18 protein-coding genes are annotated in these 18,766 nt (G+C 53.6%); 8 read left to right on the top strand and 10 right to left on the bottom strand.

Annotated elements, in window-relative coordinates:
• Nucleotides 1-118: 118 nt before the first annotated feature.
• Entirely contained in the window at nt 119-1,360 is a 1,242-nt protein-coding gene (agp, locus tag D9597_RS08195) for a bifunctional glucose-1-phosphatase/inositol phosphatase (protein WP_130215831.1), read from the top strand.
• A 37-nt stretch (nt 1,361-1,397) separates the two neighbouring features.
• Here the strand turns inward: agp and D9597_RS08190 are convergent, their stop codons facing one another.
• Nucleotides 1,398-1,625 carry a YccJ family protein gene (locus tag D9597_RS08190; RefSeq protein WP_001143120.1) on the bottom strand — a complete coding sequence of 76 codons (228 nt, stop codon included), beginning with the start codon at nt 1,623-1,625 and terminating at the stop codon, nt 1,398-1,400.
• 20 nt (nt 1,626-1,645) lie between these two features.
• Nucleotides 1,646-2,242, bottom strand: coding sequence for an NAD(P)H:quinone oxidoreductase (wrbA, locus tag D9597_RS08185; protein WP_001151442.1), 597 nt, complete (start codon nt 2,240-2,242; stop codon nt 1,646-1,648).
• A 376-nt stretch (nt 2,243-2,618) separates the two neighbouring features.
• On the opposite strand from wrbA, the gene D9597_RS08180 reads away from it, so the two are divergent.
• On the top strand, nt 2,619-2,792 hold the full coding sequence (locus D9597_RS08180; RefSeq protein ID WP_001273658.1) for a general stress protein: 174 nt from the start codon (nt 2,619-2,621) through the stop codon (nt 2,790-2,792).
• A gap of 83 nt (nt 2,793-2,875) precedes the next feature.
• Here the strand turns inward: D9597_RS08180 and rutG are convergent, their stop codons facing one another.
• From rutG to rutA, 7 genes are read right to left on the bottom strand one after another with little or no spacing between them, the layout of a single operon-like run.
• A complete protein-coding gene (gene rutG / locus D9597_RS08175) occupies nt 2,876-4,204 on the bottom strand; it encodes a pyrimidine utilization transport protein G (protein ID WP_130222079.1) in 1,329 nt (442 codons plus the stop codon).
• A 20-nt stretch (nt 4,205-4,224) separates the two neighbouring features.
• Nucleotides 4,225-4,719, bottom strand: coding sequence for an NADH-dependent FMN reductase RutF (gene rutF, locus D9597_RS08170; protein WP_130222078.1), 495 nt, complete (start codon nt 4,717-4,719; stop codon nt 4,225-4,227).
• A 10-nt stretch (nt 4,720-4,729) separates the two neighbouring features.
• The gene (locus D9597_RS08165) at nt 4,730-5,320 is read right to left on the bottom strand and encodes a malonic semialdehyde reductase (protein WP_130222077.1); all 591 of its coding nucleotides are present in this window, start codon (nt 5,318-5,320) and stop codon (nt 4,730-4,732) included.
• Between the two features lie 9 nt (nt 5,321-5,329).
• Nucleotides 5,330-6,130 (bottom strand): pyrimidine utilization protein D, encoded by an 801-nt coding sequence (gene rutD / locus D9597_RS08160; protein ID WP_130222076.1) that lies wholly within the window; start codon nt 6,128-6,130, stop codon nt 5,330-5,332.
• Between the two features lie 7 nt (nt 6,131-6,137).
• Nucleotides 6,138-6,524 carry a 3-aminoacrylate deaminase gene (gene rutC, locus D9597_RS08155; protein WP_001126780.1) on the bottom strand — a complete coding sequence of 129 codons (387 nt, stop codon included), beginning with the start codon at nt 6,522-6,524 and terminating at the stop codon, nt 6,138-6,140.
• 11 nt (nt 6,525-6,535) lie between these two features.
• A complete protein-coding gene (gene rutB / locus D9597_RS08150) occupies nt 6,536-7,228 on the bottom strand; it encodes a peroxyureidoacrylate/ureidoacrylate amidohydrolase RutB (RefSeq protein ID WP_032255822.1) in 693 nt (230 codons plus the stop codon).
• On the bottom strand, nt 7,228-8,319 hold the full coding sequence (gene rutA / locus D9597_RS08145) for a pyrimidine utilization protein A (RefSeq protein ID WP_130222256.1): 1,092 nt from the start codon (nt 8,317-8,319) through the stop codon (nt 7,228-7,230). Before rutA ends, rutB begins: the two co-directional genes overlap by 1 nt.
• A gap of 287 nt (nt 8,320-8,606) precedes the next feature.
• On the opposite strand from rutA, the gene rutR reads away from it, so the two are divergent.
• The gene (rutR, locus tag D9597_RS08135; protein ID WP_000191701.1) at nt 8,607-9,245 is read left to right on the top strand and encodes an HTH-type transcriptional regulator RutR; all 639 of its coding nucleotides are present in this window, start codon (nt 8,607-8,609) and stop codon (nt 9,243-9,245) included.
• A 39-nt stretch (nt 9,246-9,284) separates the two neighbouring features.
• On the opposite strand, the gene putA is transcribed toward rutR, so the two are convergent.
• Nucleotides 9,285-13,247, bottom strand: coding sequence for a trifunctional transcriptional regulator/proline dehydrogenase/L-glutamate gamma-semialdehyde dehydrogenase (putA, locus tag D9597_RS08130; RefSeq protein ID WP_130222074.1), 3,963 nt, complete (start codon nt 13,245-13,247; stop codon nt 9,285-9,287).
• Between the two features lie 57 nt (nt 13,248-13,304).
• Between putA and D9597_RS23100 the strand changes: the two genes are divergently transcribed.
• The 5 genes from D9597_RS23100 (at nt 13,305) to efeB (ending at nt 18,688) form a co-directional block, all read left to right on the top strand.
• The gene (locus D9597_RS23100; protein ID WP_135381141.1) at nt 13,305-13,511 is read left to right on the top strand and encodes a hypothetical protein; all 207 of its coding nucleotides are present in this window, start codon (nt 13,305-13,307) and stop codon (nt 13,509-13,511) included.
• A gap of 157 nt (nt 13,512-13,668) precedes the next feature.
• Nucleotides 13,669-15,177 (top strand): sodium/proline symporter PutP, encoded by a 1,509-nt coding sequence (gene putP, locus D9597_RS08125; protein WP_001018482.1) that lies wholly within the window; start codon nt 13,669-13,671, stop codon nt 15,175-15,177.
• Between the two features lie 218 nt (nt 15,178-15,395).
• Nucleotides 15,396-16,226 (top strand): iron uptake transporter permease EfeU, encoded by an 831-nt coding sequence (gene efeU, locus D9597_RS08120; RefSeq protein ID WP_000497942.1) that lies wholly within the window; start codon nt 15,396-15,398, stop codon nt 16,224-16,226.
• Between the two features lie 57 nt (nt 16,227-16,283).
• Nucleotides 16,284-17,411: an iron uptake system protein EfeO gene (efeO, locus tag D9597_RS08115; RefSeq protein WP_000154396.1), complete on the top strand. Its 1,128-nt coding sequence runs from the start codon at nt 16,284-16,286 to the stop codon at nt 17,409-17,411.
• A 5-nt stretch (nt 17,412-17,416) separates the two neighbouring features.
• Nucleotides 17,417-18,688, top strand: a complete 1,272-nt coding sequence (gene efeB, locus D9597_RS08110) for an iron uptake transporter deferrochelatase/peroxidase subunit (protein WP_130222073.1) — start codon at nt 17,417-17,419, stop codon at nt 18,686-18,688.
• The last annotated feature ends 78 nt before the right edge of the window (nt 18,689-18,766 follow it).

The raw sequence follows: 18,766 nt of genomic DNA, 5'->3' as shown, positions 1-18,766 counted from the left end.
TCCGTTATCGCCTGACGGTTTCCCGCCTCGTCATCTGCTAAATTGCGAACCTGTTCCCGGAAAAATGCCATATTTCTGTCACACTCTTAATTGATTGATAACTAAAGAGGTGATGGGAATGAAAAAAACGCTAATCGCTGCGGCCGTGGCTGGGATGGTTTTACTCTCTTCGAATGCTCAGGCACAGACCGTGCCGGAAGGCTATCAGCTACAGCAAGTGCTACTCATGAGCCGTCATAACTTACGTGCGCCTCTGGCAAATAATGGCAGTGTGCTTGAGCAGTCGACGCCGAATAAATGGCCGGAGTGGGATGTTCCCGGTGGACAACTCACGACCAAAGGCGGCGTGCTGGAAGTGTATATGGGCCATTACATGCGTGAGTGGCTGGCAGAGCAGGGAATAGTGAAAACAGGTGAATGCCCGCCGCCGGACACCGTTTATGCCTATGCCAATAGTTTGCAACGCACCGTTGCGACCGCACAGTTCTTTATTACCGGCGCATTCCCAGGGTGTGATATTCCTGTGCATCACCAGGAAAAAATGGGCACTATGGACCCAACCTTTAACCCGGTGATCACCGATGATTCCGCCGCATTCAGTGAGCAGGCGGTAGCGGCAATGGAAAAAGAGCTCGGCAAACTTCAGCTTACCGACAGCTACCAGTTACTGGAAAAAATCGTTAACTATAAAGATTCACCAGCCTGCAAAGAGAAACAGCAGTGTTCGCTGGTGGACGGTAAAAATACCTTTAGCGCGAAGTATCAGGAAGAACCAGGCGTATCCGGGCCGCTAAAAGTGGGCAACTCGCTGGTGGACGCGTTCACCCTGCAATACTACGAAGGTTTCCCGATGGATCAGGTGGCCTGGGGGGAAATCAAATCAGATCAACAATGGAAAGTGTTGTCGAAACTGAAAAACGGTTACCAGGATAGCCTGTTTACTTCACCGGAAGTGGCGCGTAATGTCGCGAAACCGCTGGTCAGTTATATCGACAAAGCCTTGGTTACCGATCGTGCCAGTGCGCCGAAAATCACAGTGCTGGTTGGGCACGACTCCAACATTGCCTCTCTGTTAACGGCGCTGGATTTCAAACCGTATCAGTTGCATGACCAGAACGAACGCACGCCGATTGGCGGCAAAATCGTTTTCCAGCGTTGGCATGACAGCAAAGCTAATCGCGATTTGATGAAAATTGAATATGTGTACCAGAGTTCGGAACAGTTGCGTAATGCCGATGCGTTAACGTTGCAGGCCCCTGCGCAGCGTGTGACGCTGGAATTAACCGGCTGCCCGATAGATGCCAACGGTTTTTGCCCGATGGATAAGTTTGATAACGTGTTGAATGAAGCGGTGAAATAACAGAAAGCTCCCCCGCGAGAAGCGGGGGAGTCGCTGATTAAACGTTTTTACGTTCGATGGTCTGTTCGCCCCAAAAAAGCGAATCTTTATCGGTTTTAGCAAAGGCTTTGACTAACACTTCATCGCTACCTTCTTCCCAAATCTTTTCCGCCATTTTTTCGTCGTACCCGGCGACTTCGAAAATGGCCTCGGCTATTTCCGGCGACGTATTGCGCAGAGATGCCCATTCACCCACGTGATGAGCTTTCGCTTCTTGAGTTGGCATGCGTATCCTCCTGTTGAAGATTAGCCGTTGAGTTTAACTGCCAGACCAGCGACATATTCCCCCTGATAACGTGCGATAGACAACTCTTCCTGGCTGGGTTGGCGTGAACCGTCACCGCCTGCAATGGTGGTTGCGCCGTACGGCGTTCCGCCGCGAACCTGCGAGACGTCAAAAAGTTCCTGCGCTGCGTAGCCAATAGGGACAATCACCATGCCGTGGTGCGCAAGTGTCGTCCAGGTGGATGTGATGGTTTGTTCCTGACCGCCGCCAGTGCCGGTAGAGCTAAAGACGCTCGCCAGTTTTCCGTACAATGCGCCAGAAGCCCACAGGCCGCCCGTCTGGTCGAGGAAGGTACGCATTTGCCCGGACATATTGCCGAAGCGAGTTGGCGTACCAAAAATAATGGCGTCGTAATCGGCCAGTTCTTGCGGAGTTGCAACGGGTGCAGTTTGCGTTTTACCGCCTGCTTTTTCGAATAATTGCGGCTGCATGGTTTCCGGTACACGCTTAACAACAACTTCTGCGCCATCGACTTTGCTTGCGCCTTCAGCGACTGCGCGCGCCATCGTTTCGATATGTCCGTACATGGAATAATAAAGCACCAGAACTTTAGCCATTTCTAACCACTCCTCGTGTTATCTCTATTCCGTAGCGATTCGCTACCACTCTTTTAAAGATAAGACGTCCTTTTCAGAGTGCAAATTTCACAACCACTTATTTGATTTATAACAACTTTCACAAGCGCGTAAATTTGTCGCAAAATGATACATTTTTATCCCATAGCGTTTTTTTAATCATAAGAGAGGCTTATGGATAATTATTGGAAATGATATCTATTCTCGCTCAGAACCTGTTGCAGGATATTACCAAACGCGGGTCCACCCGCGTCAGTTCACTAAGCTTAGTCCCACGTAGCGAAAATATGGCACCGCCATACGCCGCGTTAATCCTATGCAATGCAATATGATGTCTACATCAAGACGGAGGTCAGTAATGGCAAACCATCGAGGCGGTTCAGGTAATTTTGCAGAAGACCGCGAAAGAGCATCAGAAGCAGGTAAAAAAGGTGGACAGCACAGCGGGGGTAATTTCAAGAATGACCCGCAGCGCGCATCTGAAGCAGGTAAAAAAGGTGGCAAGAGCAGTCACGGCAAAAGCGACAACTAGCCGGGCTAATCAATGACGAATGCATTTTTTTCTTAAGCTCGTCAAAAAGTCATCACCGCCGGGTAATCCCGGCGGTTTTCTGTTCATGGCTTCTGATGAACAACTTCTGGCGGTGGAACGTCAACCAACTTTCTGCTTAACAACGCATTGAGTAAAATCGCGCCAAAAGTTGCCGTGCCGATCCCTCCCAACGTAAAACCGCCCAGCGTGAGAGCAAAATCACCCGCGCCCAGCACTAACGTTACCGCGACCATAATCAAATTACCGTTCTGGCTTAAATCCACACGGTTTTGTACCCAGATCCGCGCGCCTGCGACGGCAATTAGCCCGAACACAACAATTGATGCACCACCAATCACCGCTGCAGGAATGGTATGAATCAGCGCGCCAAATTTCGGTGAAAAGCCCAACAGCATGGCGATGACGGCAGCAGCAACAAACACCAGCGTTGAGTAGACTTTTGTCACGGCCATCACACCGATATTTTCAGCATAGGTGGTCACGCCGCTACCGCCGACAGAGCCGGAAAGCATCGTTGCCAGCCCATCACCGACGAATGCCCGCCCCATATACGGGTCCATATTGCGTCCGGTCATCCCGGCGACCGCCTTGAGATGACCTAAGTTTTCTGCCACCAGAATCACCGCCACGGGCGCAATCAGCATCATCGCCTGACCATTAAAACCAGGAGTGGAAAAATGCGGCAGACCGAACCAGGCAGCATGGCTGACGAGAGTAAAATCGACGGCTTTTCCCAGCCCTAAAACGTTGGTCATCACGCCATACAGCAGACAGGCGACAATTAATCCTACGAGAATCAGCAACCGCTGGATCATGCCACGGGTAAACACCGCCACCAGCCCAATACACAGCACCGTCATTACCGCCATCCAGCTATCAAAGGCCGAAGCCGATACACTTTTCACTGCGATAGGTGCTAAGTTCAGGCCAATCGCCATCACCACCGCGCCCGTCACTACGGGCGGCATCAGGCGTTCAATCCAGCGCGTACCGATCTTCATCACCACCAGGCCAATGACGGTATAAACCAGCCCACAGGCGATAATCCCGCCCAGCGCGATGCTGATATTCGGGTTAATCCCCTGGCCGTTAAAGCCCGTTGCAGCAATCACCACACCAACAAAAGCCGCGCTGGAACCGAGATAACTGGGAACGCGTCCTCCGGTAATAAAGAAAAACAGTAACGTGCCGATCCCCGACATTAAAATGGAAAGATTGGGATCCAGCCCCATCAGAATCGGCATTAACACCGTCGCGCCAAACATCGCCACCGCGTGTTGAACGCCCATTACTGCCGTCTGAGCAAACGGCAATCGTTCATCCGGCGCGACCACGCCGTTCTCTGTAGAGGTCGATTTCAACTGCCAGTGAGGAAAACCGAACATTGCCATCAGCTGTCTCCTTAAGGAGGTTAACAAACAGGGCGCATCAGCGCGTGATAACTGCGATCGAACCACACCAGCCCGTAGGGGGTGGCGTGACGATGAATCGCCTCGATGGCGCAAAACAGAATGTCGTGGGTGCCGACGCTTACCACCTGGCTGATACGGCAGTCAAACGAAACCAGCGCCTCTTCCAGTTGCGGGCATCCGGTCACACCCGTCTGCCAGCGGGCGGCGGCAAAGCGGTGTTCCATTGGCGTTTTGCCGCCAAAAAGGTTTGAAAGCGGTTCCTGCCCGGCGCTAAGTGTATTTACACACAGCGTTCGATTTTCATTGAATATCGGCCAAACGGACGCCCCGCGATTCAGGCACACCAGTAATGTAGGCGGCGTGTCGGTCACGCTGCAGACGGCGCTGGCGGTGAACCCGGCGCGCCCGGCAGGACCGTCCGTGGTGATGATATTGACCGCCGCGCCCATACAGGACATCGCATCGCGAAAGGTTTGTTGATCAACTATGTTCATGGTTTGCTCCTTATAACAGCCCGCAGGCTTCTTCAAAGGACAGACGCGGCAGGCGCGGATAAAGTTTGCTGCTATCGCCATAGCCGATGTTAATCAGCAGGTTGCTTTTCAGCGTGCTACCCGCAAAAAAGGCGTCGTCCACGTGTTGACGGTCGAAACCCGACATCGGGCCGGTATCCAGTCCCAGCGCACGGCAGGCGACGATCAGATAGGCCGCCTGCATGGAGCTGTTGCGAAACGCTGTTTCTTCGGCAAGTTGTGGGCTGGAGGTAAACCAACTGCGGGCATCGCCGTGGGGAAACAGTTGTGGTAACCGTTCATAAAATTCACTGTCCCAGGCGACGATAGCGGTGACGGGCGCGGTCAGGGTTTTTTGCAGATTGCCGCTGGAAAGCGCAGGGCGCAGACGTTCTTTTCTTTCTGCGGTGCGGATAAACACGATCCGTGCCGGAGAACAGTTAGCTGATGTCGGCCCCCATTTCATCAGGGCATAAATCTCCCGTAGCGTCTCATCGCTGACGGGTGTCTCCCGCCAGCCGTTGTGAGTGCGGGCATCGGTGAATAGGGTGCTAAGCGCACCTGGGCTAACGGCTTCATTCATAGCAATTCCTTACAGGGCGGCTTCACGGTGATGTAACAGGCTGGCAAGCCCGTTGAGTAACAGAGCATTAAACGTTTCGGGATCGGTCACGTTGCAGGCGTGTCCGCCATAGCGCATCACCATTTTCTGGCTATCGGGCAGGGCGGCATGAAGTTCACTGGAACATGCTGATGGCACCAGCAGATCATCACTGGCGCAGATGATTTGCACCGGGCAGCGGATGCGATCCGCATGGTGACTAAAGTCAGCGCGTTTGAGGGCGTTAAGTCGACGCAGTAAATTATTTTTGCCCTGAAAATGCGCCAGTGCCAGCGCGCCTTCTGCCTCCAGGCGAGGTGCGCGGGCCGCCATCCAGTCGGTGGGATAGAGGAACAACGGCTGCGCTTCCACCCATGCCTGCGCACCGCCGCTATACAGTAATCGTTCGCGAACCTGAAAACAGCGGCGCGTATGGGCGTTTATTCGTAGCCAGCCGTTAACGCTGACCAGCACAGTTACCGACGCGGGATAATCCAGCGCCAGCTGCATTCCCACCAGTGCACCGAGAGCATGCCCGACCACCGCGTAACGCTCAATCCCTGCGGCTACCAGCGCCTGATGCAGTTCCGCTGCCATCTGGGCGATACTGTAATCTTCTGCCAGCGTGTCGGGATTATTGCCGGTGCCGCGCTGGTCGTAACAGACAACCTGATACTCCTGCTCCAGCACCGCCAGTTGCGGTAACCAGTAACTGCCGCTACCGCCAAGACCTGAAATCAACACCACTACGGGCGCATCAGCATAAGGGGGAGGTGAGAGTGAAAGTTTCATCGCGGCCTCACTTGGCGATATGCGCAATTGTGGCGATTTCCACCAGCGCGTCAGGTTTTACCAGTCCGCACTGAATGCAGAATCGCGCCGGTTTATCACCCGGAAAAAACTCGGCGTAGATTTCGTTAATCGCGGCGTAATTTTTCCAGTCGGTAATAAAGATGCTGTTGAAGGTCACGTCCGCCATCGTGCCGCCCGCAGTTTCGATAACCTTGCGGATGGTTTCCAGAACGTGGCGGGTTTGCGCCTTTGGGTCATCGGCAAACAGCACGTTATTATGTTGATCAAAAGCCAGCGTACCGGAGACGTACACCACGCCATCAGCCAGCGTGCCGGGAACGAAGGGGGCCAGCGGTGCGCTGCTGCCAGCGGGAATAATTACAGATTTCGGCATAAGTAAGTTCCTCAGGCAATACGGGCAAGAGACGTGGGCGAAAGCGCGTCGCAGAACGTTTCGACGTCGCTGACCCAGCCAAAAAAGGTTTCGATATTGAACAACGCAGCTTTCTGCGCAAATTCCGGCCCCGCCTGGTGTGTTGCGTCTTCCAGCACCACGCCGAAATACTCCAGAAAAAAGCCGTCGCGTAGCGTCGATTCGACGCAGACGTTGGTAGCGATACCGGTGAAAACCAGATGACGTATTCCACGGCTGCGCAAAATGCTGTCCAGCGGCGTATTGAAGAAACCGCTGTAGCGCGGCTTCGGCAGCACAATATCGCCAGGCTGCGGCACCAGTTCATCCACCAGTTGATAATCCCAGGAGCCTTTCGCCAGCAATTTCCCTTGCAGCTGCGGCTGCTTACGCATGGTTTTCAGGGCGTTCGATTTATGAAAATTCGGTGAGCCGGGGCCGCCAGCCTCGACATACTGTTCATCCCAGCCATTTTGAAACCAGATGATCAACATCCCTGCCGCTCGCGCAGCGGTCACGGCGGTTTGAATGTTGGCAATGACCGGGCGAGTGGTTGAGACATCAAACCCGGCGAGATCTAAGTAGCCGCCTGGCGTGGCATAAGCGTTTTGCATATCCACCACGATCAGTGCACTTTGCTGCGGATCGAAGGTAATGGCTTCCGGTCGAGCGGTTAAGGTTGTCATCATGCCACCTCCCGAGTCAGCGCAGGGAGATGGGCGCGGCACTGCATCAGTGGTTGAATGCGCTCGCCGAAGGTTTCGATTCCCGACAGAAAATCATCGAAGGTCAACAGCACGCCTTCGGCACCAGGCACGCTTGCGACTTCATCTAACATGCGCGCGACACTGGCGTAAGAACCGACTAACGTCCCCATATTGATGTTTACCGCCGAAGTGGGATCGGCCATCTGACGGACGTTGGTGTCAGTACCGGAGCGGGTATCTTTCTGACTTTGTTCGGTTAGCCAGCTTAACGCCTCTTCATCCGCGCCCGCTTTGTAGTGTTCCCATTTGGCGCGAGCGGCATCGTCGGTTTCATCGGCAATCACCATAAACAACACATAAGAGCCAACGTCGCGCCCGGTTTGCTCTGCGGCCTGTTTCATCCGCGCAGCGGTCGGGGCGAAAGCCGTAGGCGTATTTACGCCTTTGCCGAAACAGAAGTTGAAATCGGCATACTGGGCGGAGAACGCCATGCCAGCGTCGCTTTGCCCGGCGCAGATCACTTTCATGGGTACACTCGGTTGCGGACTGACGCGACAATCATTCATGGTGAAAAAATCGCCTTTAAAATCGCTTTTCCCCGTGCCCCACAGGTCGCGCAGCACCTGAACATATTCGGTGAGATAGTCGTAACGACGGGAGAAATAGTCATCGCCAGGCCAGATACCCATCTGCTCATACTCGGGCTTTTGCCAGCCAGTCACGAGGTTGACGCCAAAACGCCCGCCAGAGATGGAGTCAATGGTTGTGGCCATACGGGCGACGATTGCCGGAGGCAACGTTAAGGTGGCGGCAGTGGCGTAAATCTGAATGCGCGAGGTCACGGCCGCCAGCCCCGCCATCAAAGTGAACGACTCAAGGTTGTGATCCCAGAACTCAGTTTTGCCGCCAAAGCCACGCAGTTTGATCATCGACAGGGCGAAATCGAAATGGTAGTGCTCCGCTTTTTGCACAATGGCTTTATTCAGTTCAAAGGTCGGCATGTACTGCGGCGCGTGTGTCGAAATGAGCCAGCCGTTGTTGCCAATAGGTACAAATACGCCAATTTTCATCATCAACCTCTCTTCGTCTCGTAAAGTGAAAGTCAGACGGGGCGCTGCATCCTGCATATCCTTTTCAGCCGCGTATTGGCTTGTTTGCAAAGCGGATGCCAGTTTTTAAAAAGTGAATGTTATTAATGTGTTAACATTGCGTTATCTAAAATATCTGGTAAAAAGTGGACTAAACGGTCAAAACAGTTGCACATAAAACATGCATCTGTGCGCGATGAGAGTGCAGAAGGTCGAGGCCGGGCGGGGGTTTTGCTATCCTGTTGCCAATCTACAAGAGGGGAGAGCGCATGACGCAAGGCGCAGTGAAAACAACGGGTAAACGTTCGCGCGCAGTAAGCGCGAAGAAAAAAGCGATTCTTAGCGCAGCACTGGACACTTTTTCACAATTCGGTTTTCACGGCACACGGCTGGAGCAGATCGCGGAGTTGGCAGGCGTTTCAAAAACCAATCTGCTGTATTACTTCCCGTCAAAAGAGGCGCTGTATATAGCCGTGCTGCGGCAAATTCTCGATATCTGGTTGGCGCCGTTAAAGGCGTTTCGTGAAGATTTCGCCCCGCTGGCGGCGATCAAAGAGTACATTCGTCTGAAGCTGGAAGTCTCCCGCGATTATCCGCAGGCTTCGCGCCTGTTCTGTATGGAGATGCTGGCAGGTGCGCCGCTGTTAATGGATGAACTGACGGGCGATTTGAAGGCATTAATTGATGAGAAATCGGCGCTGATTGCCGGTTGGGTTAAAAGCGGCAAACTCGCGCCGATTGACCCGCAGCATCTGATTTTTATGATTTGGGCTTCCACTCAACATTACGCCGATTTCGCCCCTCAGGTGGAGGCGGTGACAGGCGCGACGTTGCGCGATGAGGTATTTTTCAATCAAACGGTTGAAAACGTGCAGCGGATTATTATTGAAGGGATTCGACCACGTTAAAGATGCCGGAGGAGGTAGTAACATCCTCCGGCTACTTGTTTAACCGATCGTCATTAAACTGGCGTTACCGCCAGCGGCAGCGGTATTCACACTCAGCGAACGTTCGATATACAGCCGTTCCAGCAGGATATTGCTTTCGCCACGGGCAAAACCCTGAACCGAAACAATTGCGCCATCCCGTGCGGCAACCGCTTCACACAATGCGCGAAGCTGATCCGAATCACCGTGGAAGATCACCGCATCAAACGGTTGAGCGGTTATATTTTCCGCTTTCGCCAGTTGAATACGTTCGCTGACTGCCGATGGCAATGCCTTCACTAACTGACGATGCAGCGCGTCGTCCGGCCACAGTACCTGGCTGCCCACCGCCAGCACGGCGGCGAGTTGAGTCAGCGCATCCTGTTCATCATCCGCGATACACAACACGCGCTCACGCGGCAGCAGCGTCCAGGTGTTGCGTTCACCCGTCGGCCCTGGCAGCAATCGTTGTGTTCCTGCCTGCGCCAGCTCGCCATATTGCGTACATAACGCCTGCAATTCTGGACGATTTGCTGCCCATTCCCGCAGTGCATTCAGCGGCTGAGTCAATGCGGCTTTCAACTGCGCATCGACCGGATACTCTGCATCCTGACGCGCGAGCGTCACCGCCAGCGCACTTTCCGGGCGATTCGCCAGCAGACGGTAGAGATAGAGCGGACCGCCTGCTTTCGGCCCGGTACCGGACAACCCTTCGCCGCCGAACGGCTGCACACCAACCACTGCACCCACCATATTACGGTTAACGTACAGGTTACCGACATGCGCCGAGCCAGTGACCTGGGCGATGGTTTCATCAATACGCGTATGAACGCCAAGCGTCAGACCATAGCCGGAAGCGTTAATCTGCTCGATCAGCTCTGGCAGCTGGTTACGGTTGTAACGCACCACATGCAGCACCGGACCAAAGACCTCTTTTTGCAATTCGGCAAAGTCATCCAGTTCGATCAGCGTCGGGGCGACAAAGGTGCCGCTTTGCCATTCACGGGCATCTTCACTGTTTTCCCGCACCGCCTGGAACACCGGACGGCCTTTGCTACGCATGGTCTGAATATGGCGCTCAATATTGGCTTTCGCTTCGCTATCAATCACCGGACCGATATCGGTGGTCAGGCGACCCGGATTACCCATCCGGCATTCGGCCATTGCGCCGCGCAGCATTTTCAACGTGTGGTCGGCAATCTCATCTTGCAGGCACAGCACGCGCAGTGCCGAACAACGCTGACCCGCACTGTCGAACGCCGAGGCCAGTACATCTATTACGACTTGTTCGGTCAGTGCGGAGGAATCGACAATCATCGCGTTCATGCCGCCGGTTTCAGCGATGAGCGGAATAGGGCGACCCTGAGCGTCCAGGCGGCTGGCGATATTGCGTTGCAGTAACGTAGCGACTTCGGTTGAACCGGTAAACATCACCCCGCGCACGCGATCATCACCCGTCAGTTGCGCGCCCACGGTTTCACCCTGACCTGGCAGCAACTGCACCACGCCTGGCGGTACACCCGCTTCCAGCAAAATGGCGATCCCTTGCGCGGCTATCAGTGGCGTTTGTTCTGCCGGTTTTGCCAGCACGCTGTTACCTGCCGCCAGTGCGGCAGCGATCTGCCCGGTGAAAATAGCCAGCGGGAAGTTCCACGGACTGATACACACCACAGGCCCTAATGGACGGTGGGTTTCGTTAGCGAAATCATCCCGCACCTGTCCGGCGTAGTAGTGGAGAAAATCGACCGCTTCGCGCACTTCGGCGATGGCGTTACTGAAGGTTTTTCCGGCTTCACGCACCAGAATACCAATCAGTTGCTGCATCTGGCTTTCCATCAGCACGGCAGCGCGGTGCAAAATCGCTGCGCGTTCAGCCGGAGGAGTGGCAAACCAGATTGGCGCGTTATTAACCGCACTTTCCAGCGCCTGTTCTACTTCACGCGGCGTGGCTTCACGCACAAAGCCCACAATATCTTTCGGTTCCGCAGGGTTAATAACGGGCGACATCTCACCTGCCGCTACCGGTTGTCCCAGCATTGGCAAGGCCTGCCATTTTTGCAGTGCACTATTGAGCAGGGCAGAAGAGAGCGAGGCCAGACGGTGTTCATTGGCGAGATCCAGCCCTGCCGAGTTGTCGCGCCCGTGACCGTAAAGATCGCGCGGCAGGGGAATTTTCGGATGCGGTAATCCCGTTTGTCCTTCCTGTTGCGCCAGTTTTTCTACAGCAGAGACCGGATCGGCGACCAGTTCATCCAGTGGCAAAGAGGTGTCGGCAATACGGTTAACAAACGAGGTGTTAGCGCCGTTTTCCAGCAGACGACGCACCAGATACGCCAACAGCGTTTCATGTGTGCCAACCGGAGCATAAATACGACACGGACGGTTAAGTTTGCCGTCGGCAACTTTCCCGGTGACCTGCTCATACAGTGGCTCGCCCATACCATGCAGGCACTGGAACTCGTACTGACCCGGATAGTAGTTTTGACCTGCCAGTTGATAAATCGCTGCCAGCGTATGGGCGTTGTGCGTCGCGAACTGCGGGTAGATTAGATTCGGCACCGCCAGCAGTTTTTTCGCACAGGCGAGATATGAAACGTCGGTATACACCTTGCGGGTATAAACCGGATAGCCTTCAAGGCCGTCCATCTGCGCACGCTTGATTTCACTATCCCAGTACGCGCCTTTCACCAGGCGAATCATCAGACGGCGACGGCTGCGGGTGGCGAGATCAACCAGGTAATCAATCACCAGTGGGCAGCGTTTTTGATAAGCCTGAATAACAAAACCGATGCCGTTCCAGCCTGCCAGTTCCGGCTCGAAACAGAGTTTTTCCAGCAGATCGAGGGAAATCTCCAGACGATCGGCCTCTTCGGCATCAATGTTAATACCAATATCGTACTGACGCGCCAGCAGGGTGAGTGATTTCAGACGCGGGTAAAGCTCTTCCATTACCCGGTCATACTGGGCGCGGCTGTAACGCGGATGCAGCGCCGACAGCTTGATTGAAATGCCCGGACCTTCATAGATACCACGACCGTTAGACGCTTTACCAATGGCGTGAATCGCCTGCTGATAGGAAACCATATACGCCTGTGCGTCTGCGGCAGTCAGCGCGGCTTCGCCCAGCATATCGTAAGAGTAACGGAAACCTTTCTCTTCCAGCTTGCGGGCATTGGCTAACGCTTCCGCGATGGTTTCGCCCGTGACGAACTGCTCGCCCATCAGGCGCATCGCCATATCCACACCTTTGCGGATCAGCGGTTCACCGCTTTTACCGATAATGCGATTCAGCGAGCGGGAGAGGCTGGCTTCGTTATGGGTAGAAACCAGTTTGCCGGTAAACAGCAGCCCCCAGGTGGCGGCATTAACAAACAAAGACGGGCTACGACCAATGTGTGACTGCCAGTTACCGTTGCTGATTTTGTCGCGAATTAACGCATCACGGGTGGCTTTGTCGGGAATACGCAACAACGCTTCCGCCAGACACATCAGCGCCACGCCTTCCTGCGATGACAGCGAAAACTCCTGCAATAATCCCTGAACCATACCTGCGCGACCACTGGCGTTTTTTTGATTACGCAGTTTATCGGCCAGTTGATACGCCAGTTTGTGCGCCTGTTCGGCAATCGGCTGCGGCAGGCGAGCTTGTTCCAGCAGCATAGAAACCGCTTCAGTTTCCGGGCGGCGATACGCGGCGGTGATAGCGGCGCGGGAAACCGACTGGGGCAAAATTTGCTCGGCAAAGTCGAGGAATGGCTGGTGTGGTTCCTCTGCCGGAGTCGGTGCTTCATCGCTCTCATTGGCCGCGCCAGAAAGCAGCGCAGGTAGCTCCGGCAAGGTATCGCTATTTTCCAGTTGTTCAAGATAAGAAAAAATCGCCTGCTTAATTAACCAGTGCGGTGTGCGATCGATACGTGTCGCGGCTGACTTAATACGCTCACGCGTCGCGTCGTCCAGCTTAACCCCCATGGTGGTGGTTCCCATGCCATTACTCCTGTTGTTCTGAAAAGTGCAACTTAACGTTATCGTGAAATATCTATTATGTTGCAACTTTGTGCAACCGCGTTAAATGTGACTTACGTAGCAAGCTTAAAAATGAATGAAATGTTAATAAAAGAAATCGATATGACAGGGATTAAAAAAGTAACGCAGACTTTTTCTCTGCGGCAGTTAACATTTTTGAAAGGTGCAACCGTAAAAAATGTGAGGAAGTGCAACCTGATGAAAAATAGTATCGCTGGGCAATAAAATTTGATGTAAATGATGTGTTAAATCGATTGTGAATAACCAGCACTTCCGGCAGGATACGGTCGCCCTGGTAAAACATAAACTCTGTTACCCCGTTCCGGTGGCAGATATAACGGCAAGTTTCGACATTGCCGATAATAATTTTTGGAGACTTTAGATGGCTATTAGCACACCGATGTTGGTGACATTTTGTGTCTATATCTTTGGCATGATATTGATTGGGTTTATCGCCTGGCGATCAACGAAAAACTTTGACGATTATATTCTGGGCGGTCGTAGCCTTGGGCCATTCGTGACGGCATTATCGGCGGGTGCGTCGGATATGAGCGGCTGGCTGTTAATGGGGTTGCCAGGCGCGGTTTTTCTTTCTGGGATTTCCGAAAGCTGGATCGCCATTGGCCTGACATTAGGCGCGTGGATTAACTGGAAACTGGTGGCCGGGCGGTTGCGTGTGCATACCGAATACAATAATAACGCCTTAACTCTGCCGGATTATTTCACCGGGCGCTTTGAAGATAAAAGCCGCATTTTGCGCATTATCTCCGCGCTGGTTATTTTGCTGTTCTTCACCATTTATTGCGCTTCGGGCATTGTGGCAGGCGCGCGTCTGTTTGAAAGCACCTTCGGCATGAGCTACGAAACGGCTCTGTGGGCGGGAGCTGCGGCGACGATCCTTTACACCTTTATTGGCGGTTTCCTGGCGGTGAGCTGGACTGACACTGTACAGGCCAGCCTGATGATTTTTGCCCTGATCCTGACGCCGGTTATCGTCATTATCAGTGTCGGTGGCTTTGGTGACTCGCTGGAAGTGATCAAACAAAAGAGCATCGAAAACGTGGATATGCTCAAAGGGCTGAACTTTGTTGCCATTATCTCACTGATGGGTTGGGGGCTGGGTTACTTCGGGCAGCCGCACATTCTGGCGCGTTTTATGGCGGCGGATTCTCACCACAGCATTGTCCATGCGCGTCGTATCAGTATGACCTGGATGATCCTCTGCCTGGCAGGGGCGGTGGCTGTTGGCTTCTTTGGGATTGCTTACTTTAACGATCATCCGGCGGTAGCGGGTGCGGTAAATCAGAACGCCGAGCGTGTGTTTATCGAACTGGCGCAAATTCTGTTTAACCCGTGGATTGCCGGGATTCTGCTGTCGGCGATTCTGGCGGCGGTGATGTCAACCTTAAGTTGCCAGTTGCTGGTGTGCTCCAGTGCGATTACCGAAGATTTATACAAAGCGTTTCTGCGTAAACATGCCAGCCAGAAAGAACTGGTGTGGGTAGGGCGTGTGATGGTGCTGGTGGTGGCGCTGGTGGCGATTGCGCTGGCGGCAAACCCGGAAAACCGCGTGCTGGGCTTAGTGAGCTACGCGTGGGCAGGCTTTGGCGCGGCGTTTGGTCCGGTGGTGCTGTTCTCGGTGATGTGGTCACGCATGACGCGCAACGGTGCGCTGGCGGGGATGATTATCGGTGCGCTGACGGTTATCGTCTGGAAGCAGTTCGGTTGGCTGGGTCTGTACGAAATTATTCCGGGCTTCATCTTCGGCAGTATCGGGATTGTGGTGTTCAGTTTGCTGGGTAAAGCGCCGTCAGCGGCGATGCAAAAACGCTTTGCTGAAGCAGATGCGCACTATCATTCAGCGCCGCCGTCACGGTTGCAGGAAAGCTAAGGGAAGGCGTTTTAACGAAAATCCCACGTTATAATGGGAAGCAAGCAGAGGGCAATCGGTGATTGCCCTCTGTGTTTTCTCTCAAAAAAATTTTACATTTTCTCATCACTATTACTACATTCTGCTTGTGTTTTTCCTCGCCGTAATGATAATCGCTATCACTGCGATTTACTTTTCTTTGCATAGATTGACTCAGAAAAACGTTTAAGGGTGGTGGCATGTTTGTTCCGTTTCTCATTATGTTGCGCGAAGGACTTGAAGCCGCGCTGATTGTCAGTTTGATTGCCAGCTATCTTAAGCGTACCCAGCGAGGCCGGTGGATTGGTGTGATGTGGATTGGCGTATTGCTTGCCGCTGCGTTGTGCCTGGGCTTGGGTATCTTCATTAATGAAACTACCGGCGAATTTCCGCAAAAAGAACAGGAACTGTTTGAAGGTATCGTGGCGGTGATCGCCGTGGTGATCCTCACCTGGATGGTTTTCTGGATGCGCAAAGTGTCGCGCAACGTCAAAGTGCAACTGGAGCAGGCAGTCGATAGCGCATTGCAGCGTGGAAATCATCATGGCTGGGCGCTGGTGATGATGGTCTTTTTTGCCGTTGCAAGGGAAGGGCTGGAGTCGGTCTTTTTCCTGCTGGCGGCATTTCAACAAGATGTCGGGATTTGGCCGCCGCTGGGTGCAATGCTCGGTCTTGCTACTGCCGTGGTGCTCGGCTTCCTGCTCTACTGGGGCGGTATTCGTCTCAATCTTGGTGCATTTTTTAAATGGACCAGCCTGTTTATTCTCTTCGTCGCCGCAGGGCTGGCGGCAGGTGCCATTCGCGCATTTCATGAAGCCGGATTGTGGAACCACTTTCAGGAAATCGCCTTCGATATGAGCGCGGTGCTCTCAACTCACTCGCTGTTTGGCACGCTGATGGAAGGGATTTTTGGCTATCAGGAAGCGCCGAGCGTCAGCGAAGTCGCCGTCTGGTTTATTTATCTCATCCCGGCGCTGGTGGCATTTGCGCTGCCACCACGCGCAGGGGCGACAGCGTCTCGCTCTGCGTAGCAAATACGACGCAAACTCTTGCTTAGTTACAACATACTTTAAAGGGATAGTCTCGTCATGACCATTAACTTCCGCCGTAACGCATTGCAGTTGAGCGTGGCTGCGCTGTTTTCTTCTGCTTTTATGGCTAACGCCGCTGATGTACCGCAGGTCAAAGTGACCGTGACGGATAAGCAGTGCGAACCGATGACCATTACGGTTAACGCCGGGAAAACACAATTTATCATTCAGAACCACAGCCAGAAGGCGCTGGAGTGGGAGATCCTTAAAGGCGTGATGGTAGTGGAAGAGCGGGAAAATATCGCCCCTGGCTTCAGCCAGAAAATGACGGCGAATTTACAGCCTGGCGAATACGATATGACCTGCGGCCTGCTGACTAACCCGAAAGGGAAGTTGATCGTCAAAGGCGAGGCAACGGCGGATGCGGCGCAAAGTGATGCGCTGTTAAGTCTTGGTGGTGCAATTACTGCATATAAAGCGTATGTCATGGCGGAAACCACGCAGCTGGTGACCGACACTAAAGCCTTTACCGACGCTATTAAAGCAGGCGATATCGAAAAAGCGAAAGCACTGTATGCGCCAACGCGCCAGCACTATGAGCGCATCGAACCGATTGCTGAACTGTTCTCCGATCTGGATGGCAGCATTGACGCCCGTGAAGATGATTACGAGCAAAAAGCCGCCGATCCGAAATTCACTGGTTTCCACCGTCTGGAAAAAGCATTGTTTGGCGACAACACCACCAAAGGAATGGATCAGTACGCTGACCAGCTTTATACCGATGTGGTCGATTTGCAAAAACGCATCAGTGAACTGGCTTTCCCACCTTCAAAAGTGGTCGGCGGCGCAGCCGGACTGATTGAGGAAGTGGCAGCCAGCAAAATCAGCGGTGAAGAAGATCGCTATAGCCACACCGATCTGTGGGATTTCCAGGCTAACGTTGAAGGCTCGCAGAAAATTGTCGATCTGCTGCGTCCACAACTACAAAAAGCCAACCCGGAGCTGCTGGCAAAAGTCGATGCTAACTTCAAAAAGGTCGATACCATTCTGGCGAAATACCGTACCAAAGACGGTTTTGAAACCTACGACAAACTGACCGATGCCGACCGGAATGCACTGAAAGGGCCGATTACTGCGCTGGCGGAAGATCTGGCGCAACTTCGCGGTGTGCTGGGGCTGGACTAAGCGTTATGCAGTATGAAGATGAAAACGGTGTGAATGAACCGTCACGCCGACGTTTACTGAAAGGGATTGGTGCACTGGCGCTGGCGGGAAGTTGTCCGGTCGCTCATGCACAAAAAACGCAAAGTGCGCCGGGTACGCTTTCACCGGATGCACGTAATGAGAAACAGCCGTTTTATGGTGAGCATCAGGCAGGGATCCTGACGCCACAACAGGCCGCAATGATGCTGGTGGCGTTTGATGTGCTTGCCAGTGATAAAGCCGATCTTGAACGGCTGTTTCGCTTGTTGACTCAGCGTTTTGCGTTTCTGACTCAGGGCGGAGCGGCACCAGAAACGCCAAATCCGCGCCTGCCACCACTCGATTCCGGCATTCTTGGCGACTACATTGCGCCCGATAATCTCACCATCACGTTATCGGTGGGCCACTCATTGTTTGACGAACGGTTTGGGCTTGCGCCGCAGATGCCGAAAAAGTTGCAGAAGATGACGCGTTTCCCCAACGACTCGCTGGATGCGGCGTTATGTCATGGTGATGTGTTGCTACAAATTTGCGCCAACACCCAGGACACGGTGATCCATGCGCTGCGCGATATCATCAAACACACGCCGGATTTGCTCAGCGTGCGCTGGAAGCGGGAAGGGTTTATTTCCGATCACGCAGCGCGTAGTAAAGGTAAAGAGACGCCGATAAATTTGCTGGGCTTTAAAGACGGCACCGCCAATCCCGATAGCCAGAATGATAAGTTGATGCAAAAAGTGGTGTGGGTCACGGCAGATCAGCAGGAACCTGCGTGGGCTATCGGCGGCAGCTACCAGGCGGTGCGCTTGATTCAGTTTCGAGTGGAGTTTTGGGACAGAACGCCGCTGAAAGAACAGCAGACGATTTTTGGTCGTGATAAGCAAACCGGTGCGCCGCTGGGGATGAAGCATGAGCACGATGTGCCGGATTACGCCAGCGATCCGGAAGGGAAGGTGATTGCGCTGGACAGCCATATTCGTCTGGCGAATCCCCGCACGGCGGAGAGCGAATCCAGCCTGATGCTGCGTCGTGGCTACAGTTATTCACTGGGCGTCACCAACTCCGGGCAACTGGATATGGGGTTATTGTTTGTCTGCTACCAACACGATCTGGAAAAGGGCTTCCTGACAGTACAAAAAAGGCTCAATGGCGAAGCGCTGGAGGAATACGTTAAACCTATCGGCGGCGGTTATTTTTTTGCGCTGCCGGGAGTGAAGGACGCGAACGATTATCTGGGAAGGGCGCTATTGCAGGTTTAATGTTTTTAGGCGGATAAGGCGTTTACGCCGCATCCGGCAATCGGCGCACCATGCCTGATGCGATGCTGGCGCATCTTA

Source organism: Escherichia sp. E13S3, from assembly GCF_004212325.1.
GTDB lineage: Bacteria > Pseudomonadota > Gammaproteobacteria > Enterobacterales > Enterobacteriaceae > Escherichia.
This window is presented reverse-complemented; position numbering and strand designations above follow the sequence as displayed.